This is a genomic window from Prauserella endophytica, assembly GCF_005146945.1.
GTDB classification, from domain to species: domain Bacteria; phylum Actinomycetota; class Actinomycetes; order Mycobacteriales; family Pseudonocardiaceae; genus Prauserella_A; species Prauserella_A endophytica.
This window is the reverse complement of record NZ_SWMS01000030.1, coordinates 15,004-33,122: the sequence shown is the minus strand read 5'-3', so window position 1 is coordinate 33,122 and position 18,119 is coordinate 15,004. Positions and strand designations below refer to the sequence as shown.

The following is an 18,119-nucleotide window of genomic DNA, read 5'->3' as shown; positions in this document are numbered from 1 at the left end:
ACGATGAGCACACCGGAGCCGACCCCCGCCGGCGCGGCCACCGCCGCGCAGCGACACCTGCACCGTCACCGGGCGGCCGTTGAGCAGGCCACGCATGCGCTGCTTGATGCATCCCTGGCCAACCTCGATGACGATTACGCCGAGCCGGGTGTCGTGCCCGACGACGACGCCCGGCAGCTGGCCGAGTCGCTGCGGCTGCTCGTCCAGGAGCTACCCGAGGCCTTCGCTGTTCTGCGCGCGGGGATCGGCACTGGGCCCGCCCTCGAGTTCGTCACCGCCGCGCAGCGACACCTCCACGCCCTGTCCGCCGACACCGGCCGGCTGGTGTGCGCCCTGACCGGGCGATCGGATCGATGAGCGCGCCGCTGCGTCCGCCGTTCGTCTACTACGGCGGTAAACAACGCACCCGCCACATCGAGGACTACCGCCAGCTCTACCCCGATCTGGCAGAACTGCAGCAGTAGCCCGCCGCGACACTCCACCCAGCCCGAGGAAAGGTCCCAGGACCCGATGCCCACGCACACCCCACCCACGGCGGAACTCACCGATCCCGCCGACAGCGACGGGGCACCGGAGTGGGCGCGGGAAACAGTGATTGCCGCCGCTCGGTGGCTGCACACCGCCTACACCTCGGACAACAGCAAAACCACCTACGCCACCGCGCTCGGCATCCCGCGTGCCGAGCAGGCGCTGTGGCGGAGGGAGCCGACTCACCGCAACGTCCGTGAGCTGCCGCCACCGACGGCGTTCTTCCCGTGGTGCGCCCGAGCCGACCTGAACCCCTACACCGATATGGACCGGGAGCGGCTGCGGGTCTGGATCACCGTGCAGGAGCAGGCCGGACTGTCGAAAACCACGCAGAGAACCCGCCTCGGGGCCGTGTCCGCGTGGTACTCCGAGCAGCGCTACCACGGGCGTACGACATTCGAGGTGCCCGCCGCACTACCGAGGGCCGAGCGAGACCGGCTCGGGGTGTCCACCCCCGACCCGCAAAGAGCCACCGTGCCGCTGACGCTGCCGCAGGTCCGCGCGCTGCGGGTGGCAGCCGAGTTATATCCGGGTGCCCCGCGGTTGCGGTACCGGGCGATGGTGGCGGTGCTGTCCACCACCGGCATCCGAGCGGAAGAACTGTGCACCCTGCGCCGCGGGGACCTGCACCGAGCCGGGCCCGGGGGCGAGCCTGCGCTGTGGATCCGAGGCAAGGGCCGCAAAGCCCGGTGGGTGCGCCTTCCCGGTATGGCACTGCAGGCCGTGGAGGACTACCTCGTCACCCGCGACGCCGACGAGGCGTCTCGGGAGATCGCGCGACCGGGGCAGGTGTCGGCGAAACCGGTCGAGCAGCCGTTGTTTGTGGCGGTCACCGGCGCCCGGTTGCGGGCCCGGCAGGTCACCGACGCACTGCGCTACCTGTGCCGCTTCCTGGTCCGGATGAAGTCACCGTCGAGCACTGTGCGGGCGCACGCTGCGCAGCTGCGCGGCATCCGCGACAGCATCCACCCGCACGCCATCCGCCACTTCTACGCCATCACCGCCGAAACCCACGGCATCCCGGTCCGCCAGATCAGCCGCGACCTCGGCCACTCCTCTGTCGCGGTCACCGAGGGATACCTCGAACAAGGACGCCGCCTCGCCGGATCCGCCGCCGGAGTCGTCGCCGACCTCATCACCGCCGGAGAAGACCTCGTCCTGCTGCCCAGGAATGCGTGACTGTCCGGGCAAATGCCCACGCGCACTGGCATCGGCGGGCACGTAAGTGGTCTACGTGCCCGCCGATAGTCGTGTTGTTCAGTTCACCGAGCGGGGCTTTTGCATGGATGGCGGCAATGCGAGGTGCAGATAGTCGTCGACATCGCCCTCCTCGAATCCAGCGATGGCAAGGCCGCTACGAGTGGCGCGTCGGAGGCTGTTCGCAGTGACTGCCTCACCAACGTTGAAGTCGTGCTTGGCGACTTGGATGATCGAGCCGAACAGTTGTGGCGTGCTGCCGGGGTGGCGCTGGACGAACCAGCCCAGCAGCTGCTCGATCTGAGGGGGGAAGCCGCAGTAGTCGCCGGGCCAGCGCTCCTCTCGAAGTCCGTCACGCAGGTTGTACAACACCGCGTACTCGACGGTCATCCGTAGCGTGTCCGCGCTGAGCTGGGGCTTGTCCGCGACCAGCGCGGCGGTCCACCCCAGCTCACGCGCGACACGATGCGGGTCCTCCCGTCGCTTCAACGGCGTGGGAGATCTGCGTAACCCGTTCTCGAGATTCTTGGACATCAGATCCCACATGGCCTGCAAGTGAGGCGACAAGTCCTCAGAGCCCCGAGACAGGACGCGTCCGACGTCATCGCGCCGGCGCCGCTCGACCCAATCGTTGATAACCGGTTTCGCCCACCGCATCCGCCCGCCAGAGGTGTCCTGCGGTGTGGGCACGTCGGCCTCGTCGCGGGTGATGTAGGCCCGTAGCGTCGAGGCCTCGATACCGACAGTTTCGGCGACCTCGTCGAGCGTCAGCAGGTGGTCGAACTCGGGGGCTTCCACCGTGACAATGCACTGGTCAAGTGGACGGCTGTCGATGGCACGGCTGCGCGCCCAGCGCGCAAGGTCGTGTCGCCACTGACCGGTGTCCACTGCGTGCGGTTCGAGGGTGAGTACTTGGTACACCTTGCCGCGAGCGGGGTCGGCGGTGCTGTCCAGTAGATCCGCCGCCAGGATCGTGGTGGACTTGCGCACCTGGCGGGCGTCGTACGTCTCGGTGGACCAGTCGATCACCTGCCGAGGGCGGTACCAGTCCGACCCGTTCCACCAGTAGCCGCCACGACGGCGCAGGAACGTGCGCGGGCGCTCAAACCAGTAGTCATCGTGGATGCTGCCGACGGCGGCATGGAACAAGAGCACGGAGCGGCCATAGTCCGCGTCGTTGAGCACGCACCACACGTACTTCGGGTTCTTCTCGTCATTGGTGGTCGCGGCCCAAGCGCCGTAGCGCTCGCCGTTGATGCTGGCGCCAGTGTCGCTCCGGCCCCAGCGACCGTCGCCGACGCCGCGGCCCATCGCCTCGATGGCATCTGGGTCGTCGAGGGGCAGGTGTGTGTCGTCCACGAACGGAATGTTCGGGTAGGGATGATCGGTCGAGGTGCCGTTCGCGATGGGGATGTACTCGCGGGACAAAGAAGCCCTCCAGTGATCCGCCGCTGTACCATCCATACAGCGTGCTGCACCGACAGTACAGCACGCTGTATGGATGGTACAGCGCGCAGCTATCAATGACTGTTGAGGCGGGGCCGCACTCACCGAGGGGCACCTCGAACAAGGACGCCGCCTCGCCGGATCCGCCGCCGACCTCGACTTGGCCACCCCGGACCTCGCGCAGCGCCCGGTGACAACGTGAACGATCCCCAGAATTAGGGTGAGTTCTCCGATTCCTCGCGTGGTTTCGCAAGCTTCAGGGTGTCCCAGTCCCTGAAGGGATAGTCGGGATCTTCGTTTTGCAGATCGAAGGGCCCTCGAACCCATGTTGCAGGTAGTAGGGTTTGACTCGCGCCTATGCCGCCTATGCCGCCTATGCCGCCTGTTCGAATGTGCACCCTGTCCAGTTTGGCTTCGGTCTCGAACTTCGCGTCTCGGAAGTCGATGGCGCCCTCGAAGGCCACGTTGCGGAAGGTTGCGGCGTCGAACACTGCGTCAGTGAATCCGACCTCGCCACGGAACGTGACTTTTTCAAAAGTGACCGATCTGAACTCTGCGTCTCTAAAACTGACTGTGCCCGCAAAGTCGACCCCTACCATCCGCACGTAGTCGAAGTCGACAAGCTCAAAGCTAGCGTCCGACTGGAACCTGGCGTCCTCGAACAGAACGAAGTCGTAAAATTCCGCCTGCCTGAAGTGAACGTCCTCTTCGAATGTCGTACCTATGAACGAGACGGCACTGTAGAAGACGGCATCGTCAAAGCCGACACCTCCGGTGAATGTTGCTCTTGTAAAGTTCGCGAAACCGTCGAATTCCATTCCCCGAAAGCTCGATTGTCGAATCGTCGCGTTACTGAAGTCGGCGCTTCTCACCTGGCACTGTGAAAAGTTAAACTCGCTAACTGAGGCGCCGGCCATGTTGATGTCGATGTCTGGCCAGAAGTCTCCAGGGGGCGCAGCGCCGAGCACGTTCTCTGCGTCTGGAGATTGCAGATGGGACAACAGGATGTGCCCTGCGGTCATCCGGACTTCCCGTTCTTGTGAACGGGCTATCCGGTGGCCCGTTGTTTCCAAGCGGTCCGCCCCCGCAAGCCTGTTAGGTCGCCGGGATGGTGCATTTCTTCGCTGACTGCCGGAGGAGGCGGGAAAGTGGAGCGACGTGGTGGAAGACATGCGGATGTAGGCGCAGAGAACGTTCACGATGGTTTGACGGTGGTCAGGGTTGTCTTGCGCCAGGCGTTCGAGTGCGTACAGCCCGCCCAGACGTACGGGGGCCTGCTCGGAGCCAAGTTGTTCGACTGCCTTGGTGTACAACTCGGTGACCCGTCGTTCGGCAGCATCGCTGATGCTGTGAGCTGCGGCGATCTCGGTGGAGCGCTGGCGGCGGAACGCCAGCAGCAGCGCCAGCCCACCGCCGGTCCCCGCAGCCGCAGTCAGCGCGATCCGGATGACGTCCACCCGCACGGTTGCTGATGGATCCGACCTGGCGACATCGCCCAGCGCAAACAGGACCACCACGGTGACGAGGGCGACCAGCACCACACTGGGGATCAACATCCACGCTGAGATCGGACGCAGCCGCTCGACCTCTCGATCCAACTGATGCCGCGACGCGAGCTTTCGAAGGACAGGAAGCGGATTAAGGGTCACCGACGAATGATCGTGGTGGAACCTGTGTCGCGTATAGGCCCCACGATTCGAGATGCTGCCAAGCCGTGACCCGTGCGCTCCGGATCCATACTCTTCAGGCCGTCAGCTGTACTTCCCTTTGCCTTTATGCGCGGATCCCCGGCCACCCCGGGCCGCTCCAGCGGAACTGTGGGCGCCGAGCTGGCCGGGGAGTGCGGCGTCGCTGTCGAGTCCGAGGGCGCGGCGGTAGGCCTGGTCGTGCTCGCTGCGGGCCTGCACCAGACGGGGTGTTTTCAGGGGCTTTCGCGGGGTGGCGTTTCGCCGGGCCTGGTGCAGTGTCGGCAGGGGGAGGCCGTTCTCCACGCACACGGCACCGGCGACGGCGGCACAGTCGTCGCACGGGTTGACCAGCGCTTCGGGGTAGCGACAGAACGGCACTGGAGTGCTGGCTGTTTGCTTCCTGCGCTTCCTCGCCATGATCCAGCCTCCCGCTTCGAGATCCTGCGGACAGTACAGCGAACGGCCAGGACGGTGCGGGAGGTCGCGGTGTTTCCGGGGGTCAGCGGCCGCGTCCGTGGTCGCGTTCTCGTGGTGGTGAGGCCTTGCGGGGCTGGGCTCGGCTGCGGGTGCGGGTGACGGCGGTCGCGGCGGGTTCGGGGTAGGACTCTCCGGCGAGGCGTGCGCTGGGCGCGCCGTGGGCGTAGACGTTCCCGGCAGGATCCGGCACGTCGGTGTTGGCCTCGGTGGCGGTGGCGTCGCTGTCGTGTGCGGCGGCGAGGGTGCGTTCGGTGTCGGCGGTGTGCTCGTGGTGGGCCTGCTCGGCAGTGCCGTCGTGGTCGACCTCGCCGTCCGTTGTCTGTTCTGTGGTGCTGGCGCGGGTGTCCGCTGCGGCGGCGGTGGCGCGGTGCTGGGCTGCGTCGGTGCGTTCCTGCGCGGCTTCGGTGAGCATCAGCCCCGTCGTCTTCTCCTGGCCGGTGTGGTTCGCGCGGTGTTCGGAGAGGTGGGCGGTGAGGGTGTCGGCGGCGCCGGTGAAGGTTTTCTCGGTGCGGATCCGGTCGAGTTCGCCGCGGTCGATACCGGCGTGCACGAGCCGGTCCTCGAGGGCCGCGCGAGCCGCGGCGGCGCGGGTGTCGTGGGGTTCCCAGGCGGCGGCGGTGACCCATTGTTCGGCGAGGGTGGCGTCATCGAGCGGGGTGCGGGGGTTGTGGCGCAGTGTGTTCCACAGTCCGGCGTGGGCGGCGCGGTCGGCCTGCAGGCGCTGGGTGATCTCGTCGCGCTGGCCCTGGTGGATTTGCTGCTCCTGCCGGGCGGTGGCGTCGCGGCGGGCGTGGAGTTGCTGGGCGAGGTTGAGGGCGACGCTGGCGAGCTGCGCGGCCCGCTGGGTCACCTCACGGCCGACGTCGTCAAGCTCCATCAGTGTTTCCCCCTTCTACTGCCAGGCGGTGGTGGTGGCGGGTTCGGTGTAGGCGTCGAACCATCCGGCGGGTGGGGGATCGGCGCGCAGGAACAACGTGTCGTCGTCGGTGTGGCTGTTGCGGCAGGCGGCAAATGGGCCGTGGCTGTCGAGTAGCTGCTGCATCTGGTAGTCGGCGATGTCGCGCCACCACAGGGCCAGGCCCATCGCGCCGTCGAGGCGGGAGGCTTCCCAGGAGCGCCACATCGCTTCCAGCCGGCTGATCGCCTCGGCGTGCTGCCACCACTGGGTGCACCACACCTGCGCGGGTCCGAGGCGGTGCTGCCAGGTGGGCAGAAACCATTGGGTGACCCAGTCGGTGAGGGTGGCGAACCGGGTGGCGGGGGTGTCCTCGCTCATCGCGGTCCGGTCCCAGTGGTGTCGAGGTTGGGGTCCCACAACTGACGGGAGGCCTCGATCGCCTCGGCGTGGGGTCCGTCCATCCATGGGCGTGCCTGCAGCAGCAGCGGGCGGTGCCCGGCGATCAGCCCGATCGCGCGGCCGCGGGGCAGGCTGGCCAGGTCGGCGGGGGAGTAGATCCGTTCGCGGCGCGAGGCGACGGAGCGGGAACGGCTGCCGCGCCCGTCGTAGGAGTAGGAGGTGGTGTCGCGGTCGTACTCGCCGATGAGCTGTGACAGCGACTCCAGCCACTGTGCTTCGGCCGCACCGCCGCCGTAGAGGCGGACGGTGGAGGCGCCCCAGAGCGCTTTCATCCCGGCCTCGCCCCACACTTCGGTGCCCTGCGACCACGACTGCAGCACCGTCATCACCGGCAGCCCCTGGGACCCGAAGTGGCTGTACTGGGACGGCAACTTCCGCAGGCGGACGACGTTGGCGGCCTCGTCGAGCACCGACACCAGGGGCGGGTCGAGACGCCCGCCGGGGGATTGCGTGGCCTGGCGGCGTCCGGCGTTGAAGATGGACTGTGTCAGTGCGGCGACCAGCGGCCCGGCGCTGCCCTCGCCCTCTTCGGACAGGGAGTAGACGGTGTCGCGGGAGGACGCGAACGTGGCCGGGTCGAACTGTGACAGTGGCCGTGCCGGTGGGGTGACCCAGCGGGTGATGTCGGGGTTTTCCAGGCACCGCACGAACGAGCGGGCCGTGCCGTACACGCCGTCGCGTTGTTTGTCGGCGAGCTGGCTGGTCGCCTCCAGCGCGTCGGCGGACGCGACGTCGGCGGCGTGGCGCAACTGCAGCACGGGGGTGGTGTCGTAAGGGTTTTGCAGCCACCGGTACGCGTCGAGCAGGGTGCCGCGGCCCCGGGCGGCGGCGAGGAACAGCCGCGCCAGCAGGCTTTCGCCCTCCGGGTCGAAGTAGGCGTCGCTGCGGGCGCTGGCCGAGCGCACGCCCATCGCGAAATGGGAGGCGAGTTCGCGGGCGTGGTCGATGGTGCGCACCTCGGCCAGGGGGTTGAACCAGAAGTCGGGTTCGACCCCGACGATCTGCTGCGGGTCGAAACACCAGATGCGGCCGTGGTGGGCGCGGACCTCGCGGGTGGCGTCGTGAACGTCGCGTTTGTTGCTGGTCGCGACCGCCGGGCCGGGGGCGTTGACCACGGCCGGAATGACGTAGCAGGTGGATTTCATCCGGCGGGGACCGGCGATGAGGATGAGGGTGTCCTCCCAGGAAGCCAGCACGTCCTTGCCGCCGTTGACGAGGCTGCCCAGGTCGATGCCGTGGTCGGCGCGATCGTCGCCGACGCCGCCCGGTCGCAGCCGCGCGGCGGTGGCGGCCGCCGCTTTCGGTGCCAGGTCCCGCACTTCGCTGCGTCCGGCGAGGTGGCGGGCGCGGCCGTCGATGCTGCGGTCCCGGCTCTGCCAGCGCTGCACCCCGGCCCCGATGAGGGTTGCCAGGGCGGTGAGCAGCACGAGCAGGACCGCGGCGGACACGGTCGCCGCCACGCCGGGCCAGGCAGCTTTGCCGACGACGAGCTGGATGACGTAGGTCAGCGGGTTGGCGGGCACGTCGGTGGGCGGGTCACCGAACGCGACCCCGAGTTTCGCGGCCAGCCAGGTCCCGCCGACCAGCGCGAGGACGGCGCCGATGCTGCCGAAGAGGACGGCGGGCCCGGGATCGGTCGCGCCGGCGGCGCGAGAGGTGGCCATCATCGTGGCTCCTTCTTCTTCTGCCAGGCGGTGTCGGTGTTGTAGAGCTGCAGCTCGCTCGCGGTCAGAGTCATCTCCACCGGCAGGCCGATGCGCTGCCCGGACTTGATCAGGTAGCGGCCCCGGCCAGGGTGCTTGCCTCCGGCGACCCAGGTCGGTGGGGCGGCCCAGCTGGACACGAGGCTGGATTCGCGGCTGGTGACGTTGACGATGTTGCCGAGGGAGTCCATCTCCCCGGCGGGCATCCCGCCGAGGATCATGATGTTGTTGCGCCCGGCCATGCCACGGGCTTTGGCGCGGTCGGCTTCGGTGGGCAGCGCTTCGAGGTCGTCGAGGGAGTGGGTGACCTGGATCTGCACGACGCCTTTGTGCCGGTTCATCCGGGTCAGGGCGTCGGAGCGCTCGACCAGTCCGGGCGCGACGCGCAGCGCCCGCCACAGCTCGTCCTGGATTTGCACCACGTTGCGGTGCGCGCCGCTGGAGCGGGCGGCGTCGATCATCGCCGCCGACCAGGACCAGGAGCACAGCATCGCGGCGGCGATCACGTCATCGTCGTCGTCTTCCAGCGCCGACAGATCCAGCGACATCGCCGGGGTGGACAGGTCGGCGTGCACAGTGGATTCCCGGTCGAACAGGCCCCGGATCGCGCCATTGACGAGCAGCCGCAACGAGTTCCGCAGCTCGCGCTGGTCGCGGCGGAACTGGGCGGGCGTGTCGCACGCCGACACCGACAGCAGGTCGTCGGGCGGGTCGTCCAGCCCGCGCAGCACATCCGGGATCGTCGGTTCGCCCGGGGAGGCCTGACGGGCGGCGGCGTCGAGCGCGGTGCCGAGCACGACCCGTTCGGTGACGGTCATCCCCGCCCGGCGCACGATCACGATCAGCGCTTCCAGTAGCGAGATCTGCCGGGCCCGCAGCGTTTCGGCGAGCCGGTCGCGTTCGACACCGCTGGCGTGGCGCAGCGCGTCGCGCAGCGGGCCGCCGTCGAGCGGGTTGAGCGAATGCAGGCCTCGCCCAATGCGCCACACCCGCCCGCCGAGGGAGTCCACCAGCGCGGAGTACTCGCCTTTCACGTCCCCGGGGATGGCGAGGTAGAACCCGAACGCGGACAGCCCGGTGGCGAGGCGTTTGACGATGGTGGACTTGCCGATGCCGGGCTGGCCCTGCACCCACACGCCGGTGTTGGAGATCAGACCGGAGGTGACCCACTCACCGGGGTCGAGCCCGATCGGTTCGGCGGTGTACATGTGCCGCCCGATCGGCACCCCGCGCGGCGCGGCCCCGGAACCGGACGCGAACGGATACAGCCCGCAGACCTGCGCGGTGGTGCCCTGATACAGCGCCCCTTCCTCCACGTTCGCGGCGCGGCCGCCACCAGAGGTGGCCCAGCCCCACCAGCGGGGCTGCGGGCGGTGGCGGTAGATCTCCCACGCCCGCTCCGGCGACACGATCCCCGGAGCGGTGGCCAGTTCCAGGTGAGTCGCGTGTGGACGGGCCTTGCGCCCTGCGGTGGCGGGAGTCTGCGGTGCGGTGCCCGCATCGATTGTGGTGTCGGTGTGCATGACCATGTGTGGTGCCCTCCCCGAGATCAGCGGTGTGCTTTGGTGGCCAGCACGGTCGGGTTGATGCCCATCCCGAGGGCAGCGGCGAATCCGGCGGCATGCGCCCCACGCAGGCGGCGCAGCCGGATCTTGGCCTGCCCCGCGCGCTGTTCGACGTCGGCGATCGCGGCGGGCAGCTGGTCGACGCTGGGCACGGAGGTCGACGCGTAGAGGGTGAAGCGCCCGACCCCGGCGCCGGCGGATTCCTCGCGGGTGGCCTGCATCGCGCGGGCTTCGTCGTCGCGGTCGCGCTGGGTTTCGTCGCGTTTGGTCTTGGACCGCCACAGCCTGCGCACGGCGGTGTTGGTGACCTCGGCTTCCAGGCGGGCGGCGGCTTCCTCGGCCGGGAACGGTTCGTAGAGCAGCGTGACGCGCCGGGCGTAGGGGCCGGGGGCGACCAGCGGCAGCAGGACCCGGGACATGACGGCCTGGCGCGGGGCTTCCGACAGCGCCCACGCCACCGACACCGCCGAGTCATGGCGCCAGTAGTCCCATTCCTCGCCCGCCCGCACCGGTCCGGCTTCTTCCCAGCGCACCAGTTCCCCGGCCTGCGGGGTGCTGCTGGCGCGGGACACGTCGGCGCGGGAAGCCGGGTCGTAGGCGGTGCGCAGTGACGCGACGAGCTGCTGCGCGGTCAGCCGCCCGGTCAGCGCGATCCCGCACGGGCCGAGCATCTGCTCGATCCCGGGCAGCCAGCGGGTCACCTCCGCGACCGCGTCCAGGAGGTTCTGCGGTTTCGGGTTCGCCGCCGCGGGGTCGAAGGTGATGGAAATGCGGGTGTCGACGTCGGCGATGCTGGCCGGGGTCATCTGGATCAGTTCCCGCATGACCGCCTGCGCGGCCGGGGGCGAGTCCGGCTGGATGCGTTCGGCGATGTAGTCACGGCTGGTCGCGCCGCCGGAGGGATAAGTGTCGACGGTGACCGCGACGTGGCGCACCATCGGCCGGTAGCCGAGATCGGCGAGGAAGCCGCCCCAGTTGGCGACCCACTGCTCGGCCTCGCGTGGATCGGCCAGCTCGATGCCCAGCGGGCTCACCGGCAGCACCACCGTCAGGTAGCCGGAGCGGCGGTGCCACAGCAGCCCTTGTTTGCCGCCGCGCCCGTCGTCGGCCGACAGCGGCACCATCGGGGCCATCACCCCAGGCAGGTCGTGGCGGCGTGGGTGGTCGGTCAGGACTCCACCGGAAAGATCGGACCAGCGTTTGCTGCGTGCCAGGCCGAACCGGGCGGCGCGCATGATGACGTCGGCCGGGGTGGTGCCCCGAACGCGCACCACCAGCAGCAGCGTGGTCACCGTGGCCACGCCGACTGCCGGGAGTGCGGAGACGATCCCGAACAGATAAATCCACAGCAGCGGCACGAGGATGCAGCCGAACAGTGTCAGCGTCTGCCCCATGCTCAGCTGCCCGATCCCCAGCCCTCGCGCCCGCCGCCAGTGCCCGTAGGTCACGGTCTGCGTGCTCATCGCTGGCCCCCTTCATCGTCCTGACTGCTAGTCATCTCGTTCGCGGCGGCCTGGGTGGCCTGATAGCCCTGCTGACCCGCGGTGACGGCCGCGCCGGCCGGGCCCGCTGCGGCAGCCCCACCGGCGGCCGCGCCCGAGGCACCGGACGTGGCGGCGGGGCTGGCCCCGGGGCTCCCAGTGGCGCTGGCGGCCGGGGCGCCACTGGGAGCGGGGGAGGGAGTGGACAGCGGGGTGGTGGCGCCGCCGCTCCCGGGCTGGCCACTGCCCTGGGCGCCGGACTCCCCGGCGGCGCCGGGCGTCGATCCGCCCGTGGCAGAGCTGTGGCTGGGACTGGTGGAAGTGCCCCCGCCGGCGGGACCGCTGCCCGGTCCGCCTCCAGGGGAGCTGGCGGCCCCGGACGCCCCGGACGATCCGGAGGAACCGCTGGGGGCGCCGGGGATCGCGCCGAACGCGCCCGCACTGCCGCCCTGCGATCCGGGACCGGTGGCCTGCATCGCGCTGGCCATCGCCGGGGCCGAGGACGAACCACCACCGCCGCCGGAGGCGGCCATCGCGACCGCGCCCGCCGCCCCGGCGAACGCGGCGCCACCGCCACCGCCGCCGGAGACGCGGGTTTCGGCCCAGGAGAAGAATTTCAGCAGCGCGGGCAGCGCGAACAGCGCGAGGAACAGCACCATGACGCCGACCATCACCGTGGCGAGATCCTGGCCCTCACCCATGAACGTGAACCCGATCATGTAGATGAACGCGGCCATCGGCTTGTAGGCCACCAGCGCCAGCGAGGCCGTCGCCAGCTTCGGCCACCACGTCTTGGTGGAGTCGTTGAGTGAGCCGGACGCGGCCAGCGGGATCATCGCCGCCAGGATCAGGATCCCGGCTTGGCGCAGGAATCCGATGATCCACTGCACCAGGGCGATCAGCCCCAACAGCAGACCGAGGACCAGCAGCCCGAACGGGTTCTGGATGATCTCGCGGGTCATCAGCCCTTTCATCCGGTTGCCGAAGTTCTCGGCGGCGTTGTTCATCATCGCCGAAGCGAGCGCGTCTCCGGCCTGGATCGCCCCGGCCAGCACCACCAGCCCGATGGTGACGATGACGGTGTAGCGCACGAGGCCGATGCCGATGTTGAGCAGCGGGTCTTTCTTGCGGCTGACGATCAGCCGGGCGCACTGCCACAGCACCGAGCCGACCAGCATGAACCCGACGATCGGCAGGGTCCACTGCTGCGCGGTGCGCACGGCGTCGGTGTTGGGGTCGACGCTGGGGGTCTGTACCCACCAGGTCATCGCGTGCACGACCATTTCCCCGGCCCAGGTGCCGGCGGACTCGGCCATCGAAGTGAACGCCGACGCCGCGACGTTGCTGGCGGCGTCGCCTGCCGCGTCGCAGACCAGGTTGACGCCGGGAATGTCACACGGGCTGGGCATCTACTTCACCCCACTCCAGGGAACGAAGCCGGACAGGTCCGGCGACACGCGGGCGGTGGAGTGCTCGGCGTCGCTCATGTGCAGCCGCCAGTCGCCGTTCTCCCACCGCATGACCTGGGTGCCGACGGTGTACTTGCCGACCGAGCCGCTGGCGGTCTCGATCACTGCGGTCTGCGCGTCGTAGCTGACGATCCGGAACCCGGCGATCTGCTGGATCCGGGGATCGGTCTGCCCGCGGTCGACCTCGGCGAGTTGCGCGAGGAACTTCGCCTTGTCCGGGCCGGTCACCTGCTGCTCAGCGACCGCGCGCCACTGATCGGCCGGAGCCAGGGCCAGGCGGTAGACGATCTGCACGCTCGCGATGAGCGCGCCGGTCGGGGTGTGGGCGTAGCCGCTGGCCACCGCACCGTCGGTGGACGAAGGCCCGTGCGTGTCCGACATGGGCACCGCCACTCCCTGATACAGCTCCCACCGCACGTCCTGCGGCGCGGTGGTGGGCACAGCGGTGTCCGGTGAGGACGGCAGCGTCCCCGGCTGGGGCGAGGCCTCGCCAGGCGGGGGCGCGGCGACGGTGCCGCTGTCGCGGCCCCAGAAGAACGCGGCGACCCCGAGCACCACGATCACCACGACGGCGACAGCCAGCAGGACCGGCCGACGCCGGGACGGAGTGGGGTTGTCCAGACTGGCCACGGCAGTGGCCTCCTCTCGTGAGTTACAGCGCGAACGCGCCGACCAGAACGGCGGCGACACTGGCGATAGCGAGACCGACGAGGCCGTAGCCCACGCCCATGAATCCCTGCACGGCCACCTCATTGCGGCCCCGGCGGCCGACGATGACCATGATCGCGGAGGCGAGGATGCCGACCATTCCCGCGACCAGGACGCCCCACTTGATCCAGGAGATCAGCGAGTTACCGAAGTTCTCCAACCCCGGCGGCGGCTGTGGTCCCGGGTTCGGCGGCTGCGCGAGGAACGCCGTGGCGTAGTCGGCGGCGACAGTGAGCATGGACATCAGTGACCTCCTGCGGTCGTGATCGAGTGGAAAGGCAGCGCGATGTGCTGCACCTGAGGTGGGGCCTGGCGGGGTTCGCTGGCGCGGGGATTAGGGGGCGGGCGCAGTCCCGGAGGCGCCGACACCGCCACCAGTGGGCGCACCAGCCGCACGAGCGACACCATCGCGGCGTGGTAGTCCCGCAGGTGCTTGGGCACGGTGTCGGCCGGGCGGAACGCCAGCTGGGACGCTTCGGCGTAGGGGTTGCTGACCTCGCGCCAGCGCGGCACCCACGGCACCTTGACCATGCCTTCGGTGTGCGGGGCGAGCATTTTCAGCTTCGCCCGCACCGCCCGGGGCACCCCTTCGGCCTCCACCACCACCGCCAGGACCGGGGAGCCCGCGACCGCGGCGATGTGCCGCTCGGCCAGTCCCACCGAGTACACCGTCGCCCGGCACACCAGCAGGTCGCAGGGCCGGTGCATGCCCGGTGGATACGCGCCCACGCCCAGCGCGACCGCCACGCTGCGGGTGCCGACCCCGCCGGCGACACCGCTGACGATGGGTTCTCTCATGCCAGCTCCTTCCCGACTCGCGCGTCCGCGCCACGGCGCGGTGAGAAACTCCTGGTAGAAACGGCGCAGGGGAGCGCCACGCTCAGCGATCGCGCACACACACCGCTGCGCTGGCAGCGCAGCGGGAAGGGGGAGCCATGAATCGTCGTCTCGTCGTCACCATCACCGCGCTGGTGGTGCTCGCCGTGGCCGTGGTCGCCGGGGCGTTCTGGCTCGGCCGGGCCAGCGGCGGCGACAGTGCGGCCCCGCCCCCGCCGACCGTCACCGTGCAGCACACCGCTGCGCCCGCGACCACGAGCAGCAGTCAGAGCGTGGACTATCCCGAGCCGGTCATCGTTGCCCGCCAGTTCCTCGCCGCCCAGCACACGCTGCACGCCACAGACCCCGGCCCCGATGCCTGGCTCACCCGGGTGGCGCCACTGGTCACCCCGACGATGAACACCGCTCTGCAAAAGCAGTACCGCGGTGGTGGTGGCGGCGCGTCCTGGCCGCAGTTCCAGCAGCAGCGCTGCGAGCGCACCGTGCGCGACCTGCAGGCCCAGCCCTCGCAGGAAGCCCCGAGCACCGACATCAGCAAGTGGCTGGTGGTCAACGGCATCGCTGTCACCACCTGCGAGATCAACCCCACGCAGCCGCCGTTTCCCGCCGAGGAACCGGTCAGCACCGTGCTGGAAATGACCCGGCAACCCTCGGGGCAGTGGCTGGTGAACTCCGAAGTCGAAGCCGGATAGCCGCATCGTCATCTGCCGTCCCCCTACAGAACCCGCGTCGCGCGGAAGAAGTCGCCGCCGAGGCGGACCCGGGTGACGCGCACGGTCATGCCCGACTGCGGAGCCTCGACCATCTGCTCGCCGCCCACGTACATCGCCACGTGGTGGATCCCCCCGGGAGAGGGGCCGTAGAACAACAAGTCCCCAGGCGCGAGCTGGTCGGGGGGAACCTCCCGGGCGCTGGTCGCCGAGTACTGCTGACGCGACGTGCGCGGCAAGGTGACCTGCCCGCCGGTGCCCTGGTGATAGGCGAAACGCACCAGCGAGCTGCAATCGAAGCCGACCACGCCCGCGTCCTGCCCGGTGCCCGGCCCTGGACCTTGCAGAGTGCCGCCGCCCCAGGCGTAGGGGACACCGACCTGCTCCAGCGCCATCGACAACACACCGCCGGTCGCGACCGGGTCGGCGGCCTGGCACTGCACGCCCTCGACCGCGCCCAGGACTTGCAGCGCCGCCTGCTCAAACCCGTGATACCGCTCGGGATACGCGCTGCGCTCCACCGCCTGCGCCGCCTCGCCGGGGCGCATCTGTTCCCAGCCCTCGACATCGAGCAGCACGTCGTAGAACTTGTTGACCTGGTACTCGACGTTGAGCAGCTGCTCCGGGCTGCCCCAGCCCATCGACGGGCGCATCTGGAACACACCCAGGGAATCGGCGTGCCCGTGCGGCAGGTTCCGCAGCCCGGATTCCGCCATCCCCGCCTGCACCGCGACCTGCCACGCCCGCGGCGGCAACTGCCGCTGCTTGCCGATCGCCACGATCGCGCCCGCGATCTGCAGCGACTCCGGGCCGTACCCGGCGACCGTCCCGTCGCCCGCCAACCCAGGCGAGCACATCATGCCCGCACCCAACGCCGGTGGCTGCTGCGATCCGGTCACCGCGACCAGCAGGAACAGCAGCAACATCACGGCGAACGCGCCGAACCGTAGTGCCGCCTTCATCGCCTACCCCCCGGTAGTGCCAGTGCTGTTGCTCCTCCACCCGCACTAACTGTAAACATGTGTAGACAGAATCAGTCAACACTTTTCTGTACGGGGAGTCGCTAAGCGGTCACTAAGTGAAGGCAGGGTGAAGCCCTGACGGGTCGTCGGCGAGGTCAGTAACCGAGGTGGCCCTGCTCCAGATCGTCGATGACTCCCTGCGCGAGATCGCAGGGCCAGACCTTCTCGCACCGAGCGCAGGCCGCCGGGGAGGTGCCGTTCGGTGCGTGCTGCGCCAGCATCCGATGGGCGACGTCCCACCAGACAGTCTTATCGCGGCTATTGAGTGGGTGATCCCGCAAGGCAGCGATGCGCGCCAGCGCGCTGCGGTGGGTGCTGTGCGTGATGTTGTCGTGTGGCATGCCCGGGAGCATGAGCTCCGAGTGTCACCCGGGGAGTTTGTGTACCTGACCAGGGCACCGTCAGGTACAACAGATCTCCCGGGACGACACAGTCGCGCCACGGCAAACCCCGGCGCTGCCGCGTACACAGGAGGAATCAGCCATGAGCGCGATCGACTCGTCCCGGCTACCACGAGGCCAGATGGAGTGGGCGGCGCTCATCGCCGCATTGGCTGCTACCGACGACCGGGCGGAGCGGCACTACCTGGAACTGAAGTCGGAGCTGGACCTCAACCAAGAATCCGGGCGCGCCAAGGTAGCCAAGTTCATCCTCGGAGCCGCCAACCGGCCTCCTGACCTCGCTGCTCGCGCCTTCGAGGGCCACGCCGTGATGATCCTCGGTGTGGGCCATGGTGAGGCGTCGGGAATCGCGCCGTTCGAGGCGCACGAGCTCGCGAAGACGGTCCGGAAGTTCGCCAGCGCTGAGGCGCCTGGCTGGGATTATCAGCGGATACCGGTGGATGCCAACCGAGATGTGATCGCGATCGTCGTGGATCGGCCGGTACCGGGAAAAATGTGGACCTGCTACAAGGACGGCCCGGAAGGGCTCACCGACGGCGGCATCTACATCCGGGCGGACGGTGAAACTCGCCCTGTGAAGGGCGACGAGATGCGCGCCCTCATCGCCCGCCGGAACTCGGCCCCGTCTGCCAAGTTCGATGTGACCGTCGGAGGCTCAGCGTTCTGGTGCGCTTCCGGCGGCATCCTCGAGAACTACATCGACGCCACAACGCGACGTTTGCGCAGGGCGTACCGGGCACAGACGACGGACCCGTCGGTTGCGGCGGCAGCCGCGCTTCAGCTCACTGCGGCTGCCGCCGTGGGCTTCGAGCGGGTCGCAGAGGACCGGAGCCCGGGCGAGTACTGGCAAGAGATCGAGGACTGGGCTGAGGAGACACGGGCGTCGTGGCCACGCATGCTCGACAACATCACCGCCGTGCGCGGGCAGTCATTCGTGCGCGTCGAGAATCTGAGTCAGGTCTTCGTTGAAGATGTCGAGGTAACCCTTCACCTGGAGGGCGAGGTGAAGGCGCTCAAGCCCGTCTCCCCTGACGACTTCAACGTTTCGGAACAGTTGCCCGAACCTCCTCGACGGTGGGGGCCTTCGACGCAGATTCCCCGGTGGAGGCGGGGGCTGACCGGCGGCAGCGGATTGAGTCTGCGGAAGGCGCTGAACCTCGCTAGAGGCATGGACGTGACGTTCAAAGAAGGCTCCACCACACTCACGCTGAGGATCGACGCCGTGCGGCCGGAAGCCACCTACGAGACCCACGGCGGTGAGTTCGTTCTCGCCGTCGAAAATCCCGGTATGGGAGAGATCCGGGGCACCTGGCGCCTCACCGCGAGGGGACATCACGGCGTGTACGAAGGGGAGCTCAGCGTTCCCGTGCGAGGGCTTGACGTGGAAGCGGCACTGCGGCGCCAGTTGCTGCCGACCGCCGCCGAATCCGACGGCTAGCGCCGCTACAACGAGACAGTGCCGGGCTTCTGCGAGCCCGGCACTGTTGTTCGTTGGTTCAGGTTAGGAGTGGCGAACCTGCCAGCACCGAC

At 69.2% G+C, this 18,119-nt stretch carries 17 protein-coding genes; 4 read left to right on the top strand and 13 right to left on the bottom strand.

Annotated elements, in window-relative coordinates; genetic code table 11:
* Nucleotides 1–3 precede the first annotated feature (3 nt).
* Nucleotides 4–357 carry a hypothetical protein gene (locus tag FCN18_RS33330; RefSeq protein ID WP_137096999.1) on the top strand — a complete coding sequence of 118 codons (354 nt, stop codon included), beginning with the start codon at nt 4–6 and terminating at the stop codon, nt 355–357.
* 153 nt (nt 358–510) lie between these two features.
* Nucleotides 511–1,707, top strand: a complete 1,197-nt coding sequence (locus FCN18_RS33325; protein WP_137096998.1) for a tyrosine-type recombinase/integrase — start codon at nt 511–513, stop codon at nt 1,705–1,707.
* Between the two features lie 78 nt (nt 1,708–1,785).
* Here FCN18_RS33325 and FCN18_RS33320 read toward each other — a convergent pair whose 3' ends face one another.
* The 11 genes from FCN18_RS33320 to FCN18_RS33270 all read right to left on the bottom strand — a co-directional run bounded on the left by FCN18_RS33320 (nt 1,786) and on the right by FCN18_RS33270 (nt 14,417).
* Nucleotides 1,786–3,153, bottom strand: a complete 1,368-nt coding sequence (locus tag FCN18_RS33320) for a helix-turn-helix transcriptional regulator (RefSeq protein WP_137096997.1) — start codon at nt 3,151–3,153, stop codon at nt 1,786–1,788.
* Nucleotides 3,154–3,386: 233 nt separating this feature from the next.
* Complete coding sequence (locus tag FCN18_RS33315) at nt 3,387–4,820, bottom strand: pentapeptide repeat-containing protein (RefSeq protein ID WP_137096996.1); 1,434 nt, start codon at nt 4,818–4,820, stop codon at nt 3,387–3,389.
* A gap of 538 nt (nt 4,821–5,358) precedes the next feature.
* Nucleotides 5,359–6,213, bottom strand: a complete 855-nt coding sequence (locus tag FCN18_RS33310; RefSeq protein ID WP_137096995.1) for a hypothetical protein — start codon at nt 6,211–6,213, stop codon at nt 5,359–5,361.
* 15 nt (nt 6,214–6,228) lie between these two features.
* Complete coding sequence (locus FCN18_RS33305; protein WP_137096994.1) at nt 6,229–6,612, bottom strand: DUF4913 domain-containing protein; 384 nt, start codon at nt 6,610–6,612, stop codon at nt 6,229–6,231.
* A complete protein-coding gene (locus tag FCN18_RS33300) occupies nt 6,609–8,360 on the bottom strand; it encodes a type IV secretory system conjugative DNA transfer family protein (RefSeq protein WP_137096993.1) in 1,752 nt (583 codons plus the stop codon). Before FCN18_RS33300 ends, FCN18_RS33305 begins: the two co-directional genes overlap by 4 nt.
* On the bottom strand, nt 8,357–9,925 hold the full coding sequence (locus FCN18_RS33295) for a hypothetical protein (RefSeq protein WP_228714253.1): 1,569 nt from the start codon (nt 9,923–9,925) through the stop codon (nt 8,357–8,359). The genes FCN18_RS33300 and FCN18_RS33295 overlap by 4 nt, the downstream gene beginning before the upstream one ends.
* 20 nt (nt 9,926–9,945) lie before the next feature.
* Nucleotides 9,946–11,424, bottom strand: coding sequence for an SCO6880 family protein (locus FCN18_RS33290; RefSeq protein WP_137096992.1), 1,479 nt, complete (start codon nt 11,422–11,424; stop codon nt 9,946–9,948).
* A complete protein-coding gene (locus tag FCN18_RS33285; RefSeq protein WP_137096991.1) occupies nt 11,421–12,851 on the bottom strand; it encodes a hypothetical protein in 1,431 nt (476 codons plus the stop codon). Before FCN18_RS33285 ends, FCN18_RS33290 begins: the two co-directional genes overlap by 4 nt.
* Nucleotides 12,852–13,541, bottom strand: a complete 690-nt coding sequence (locus FCN18_RS33280) for a hypothetical protein (RefSeq protein ID WP_137096990.1) — start codon at nt 13,539–13,541, stop codon at nt 12,852–12,854.
* Nucleotides 13,542–13,563: 22 nt separating this feature from the next.
* Nucleotides 13,564–13,863: a hypothetical protein gene (locus tag FCN18_RS33275; RefSeq protein ID WP_137096989.1), complete on the bottom strand. Its 300-nt coding sequence runs from the start codon at nt 13,861–13,863 to the stop codon at nt 13,564–13,566.
* Nucleotides 13,863–14,417 (bottom strand): hypothetical protein, encoded by a 555-nt coding sequence (locus FCN18_RS33270; RefSeq protein WP_137096988.1) that lies wholly within the window; start codon nt 14,415–14,417, stop codon nt 13,863–13,865. The genes FCN18_RS33275 and FCN18_RS33270 overlap by 1 nt, the downstream gene beginning before the upstream one ends.
* 137 nt (nt 14,418–14,554) lie before the next feature.
* On the opposite strand from FCN18_RS33270, the gene FCN18_RS33265 reads away from it, so the two are divergent.
* Entirely contained in the window at nt 14,555–15,148 is a 594-nt protein-coding gene (locus tag FCN18_RS33265; protein ID WP_137096987.1) for a hypothetical protein, read from the top strand.
* A gap of 23 nt (nt 15,149–15,171) precedes the next feature.
* Here the strand turns inward: FCN18_RS33265 and FCN18_RS33260 are convergent, their stop codons facing one another.
* Nucleotides 15,172–16,128 carry an NlpC/P60 family protein gene (locus tag FCN18_RS33260; protein ID WP_137096986.1) on the bottom strand — a complete coding sequence of 319 codons (957 nt, stop codon included), beginning with the start codon at nt 16,126–16,128 and terminating at the stop codon, nt 15,172–15,174.
* Between the two features lie 155 nt (nt 16,129–16,283).
* Nucleotides 16,284–16,529, bottom strand: a complete 246-nt coding sequence (locus FCN18_RS33255) for a hypothetical protein (protein WP_137096985.1) — start codon at nt 16,527–16,529, stop codon at nt 16,284–16,286.
* Between the two features lie 142 nt (nt 16,530–16,671).
* On the opposite strand from FCN18_RS33255, the gene FCN18_RS33250 reads away from it, so the two are divergent.
* Nucleotides 16,672–18,027: a hypothetical protein gene (locus FCN18_RS33250; RefSeq protein ID WP_137096984.1), complete on the top strand. Its 1,356-nt coding sequence runs from the start codon at nt 16,672–16,674 to the stop codon at nt 18,025–18,027.
* Nucleotides 18,028–18,119 lie beyond the last annotated feature (92 nt).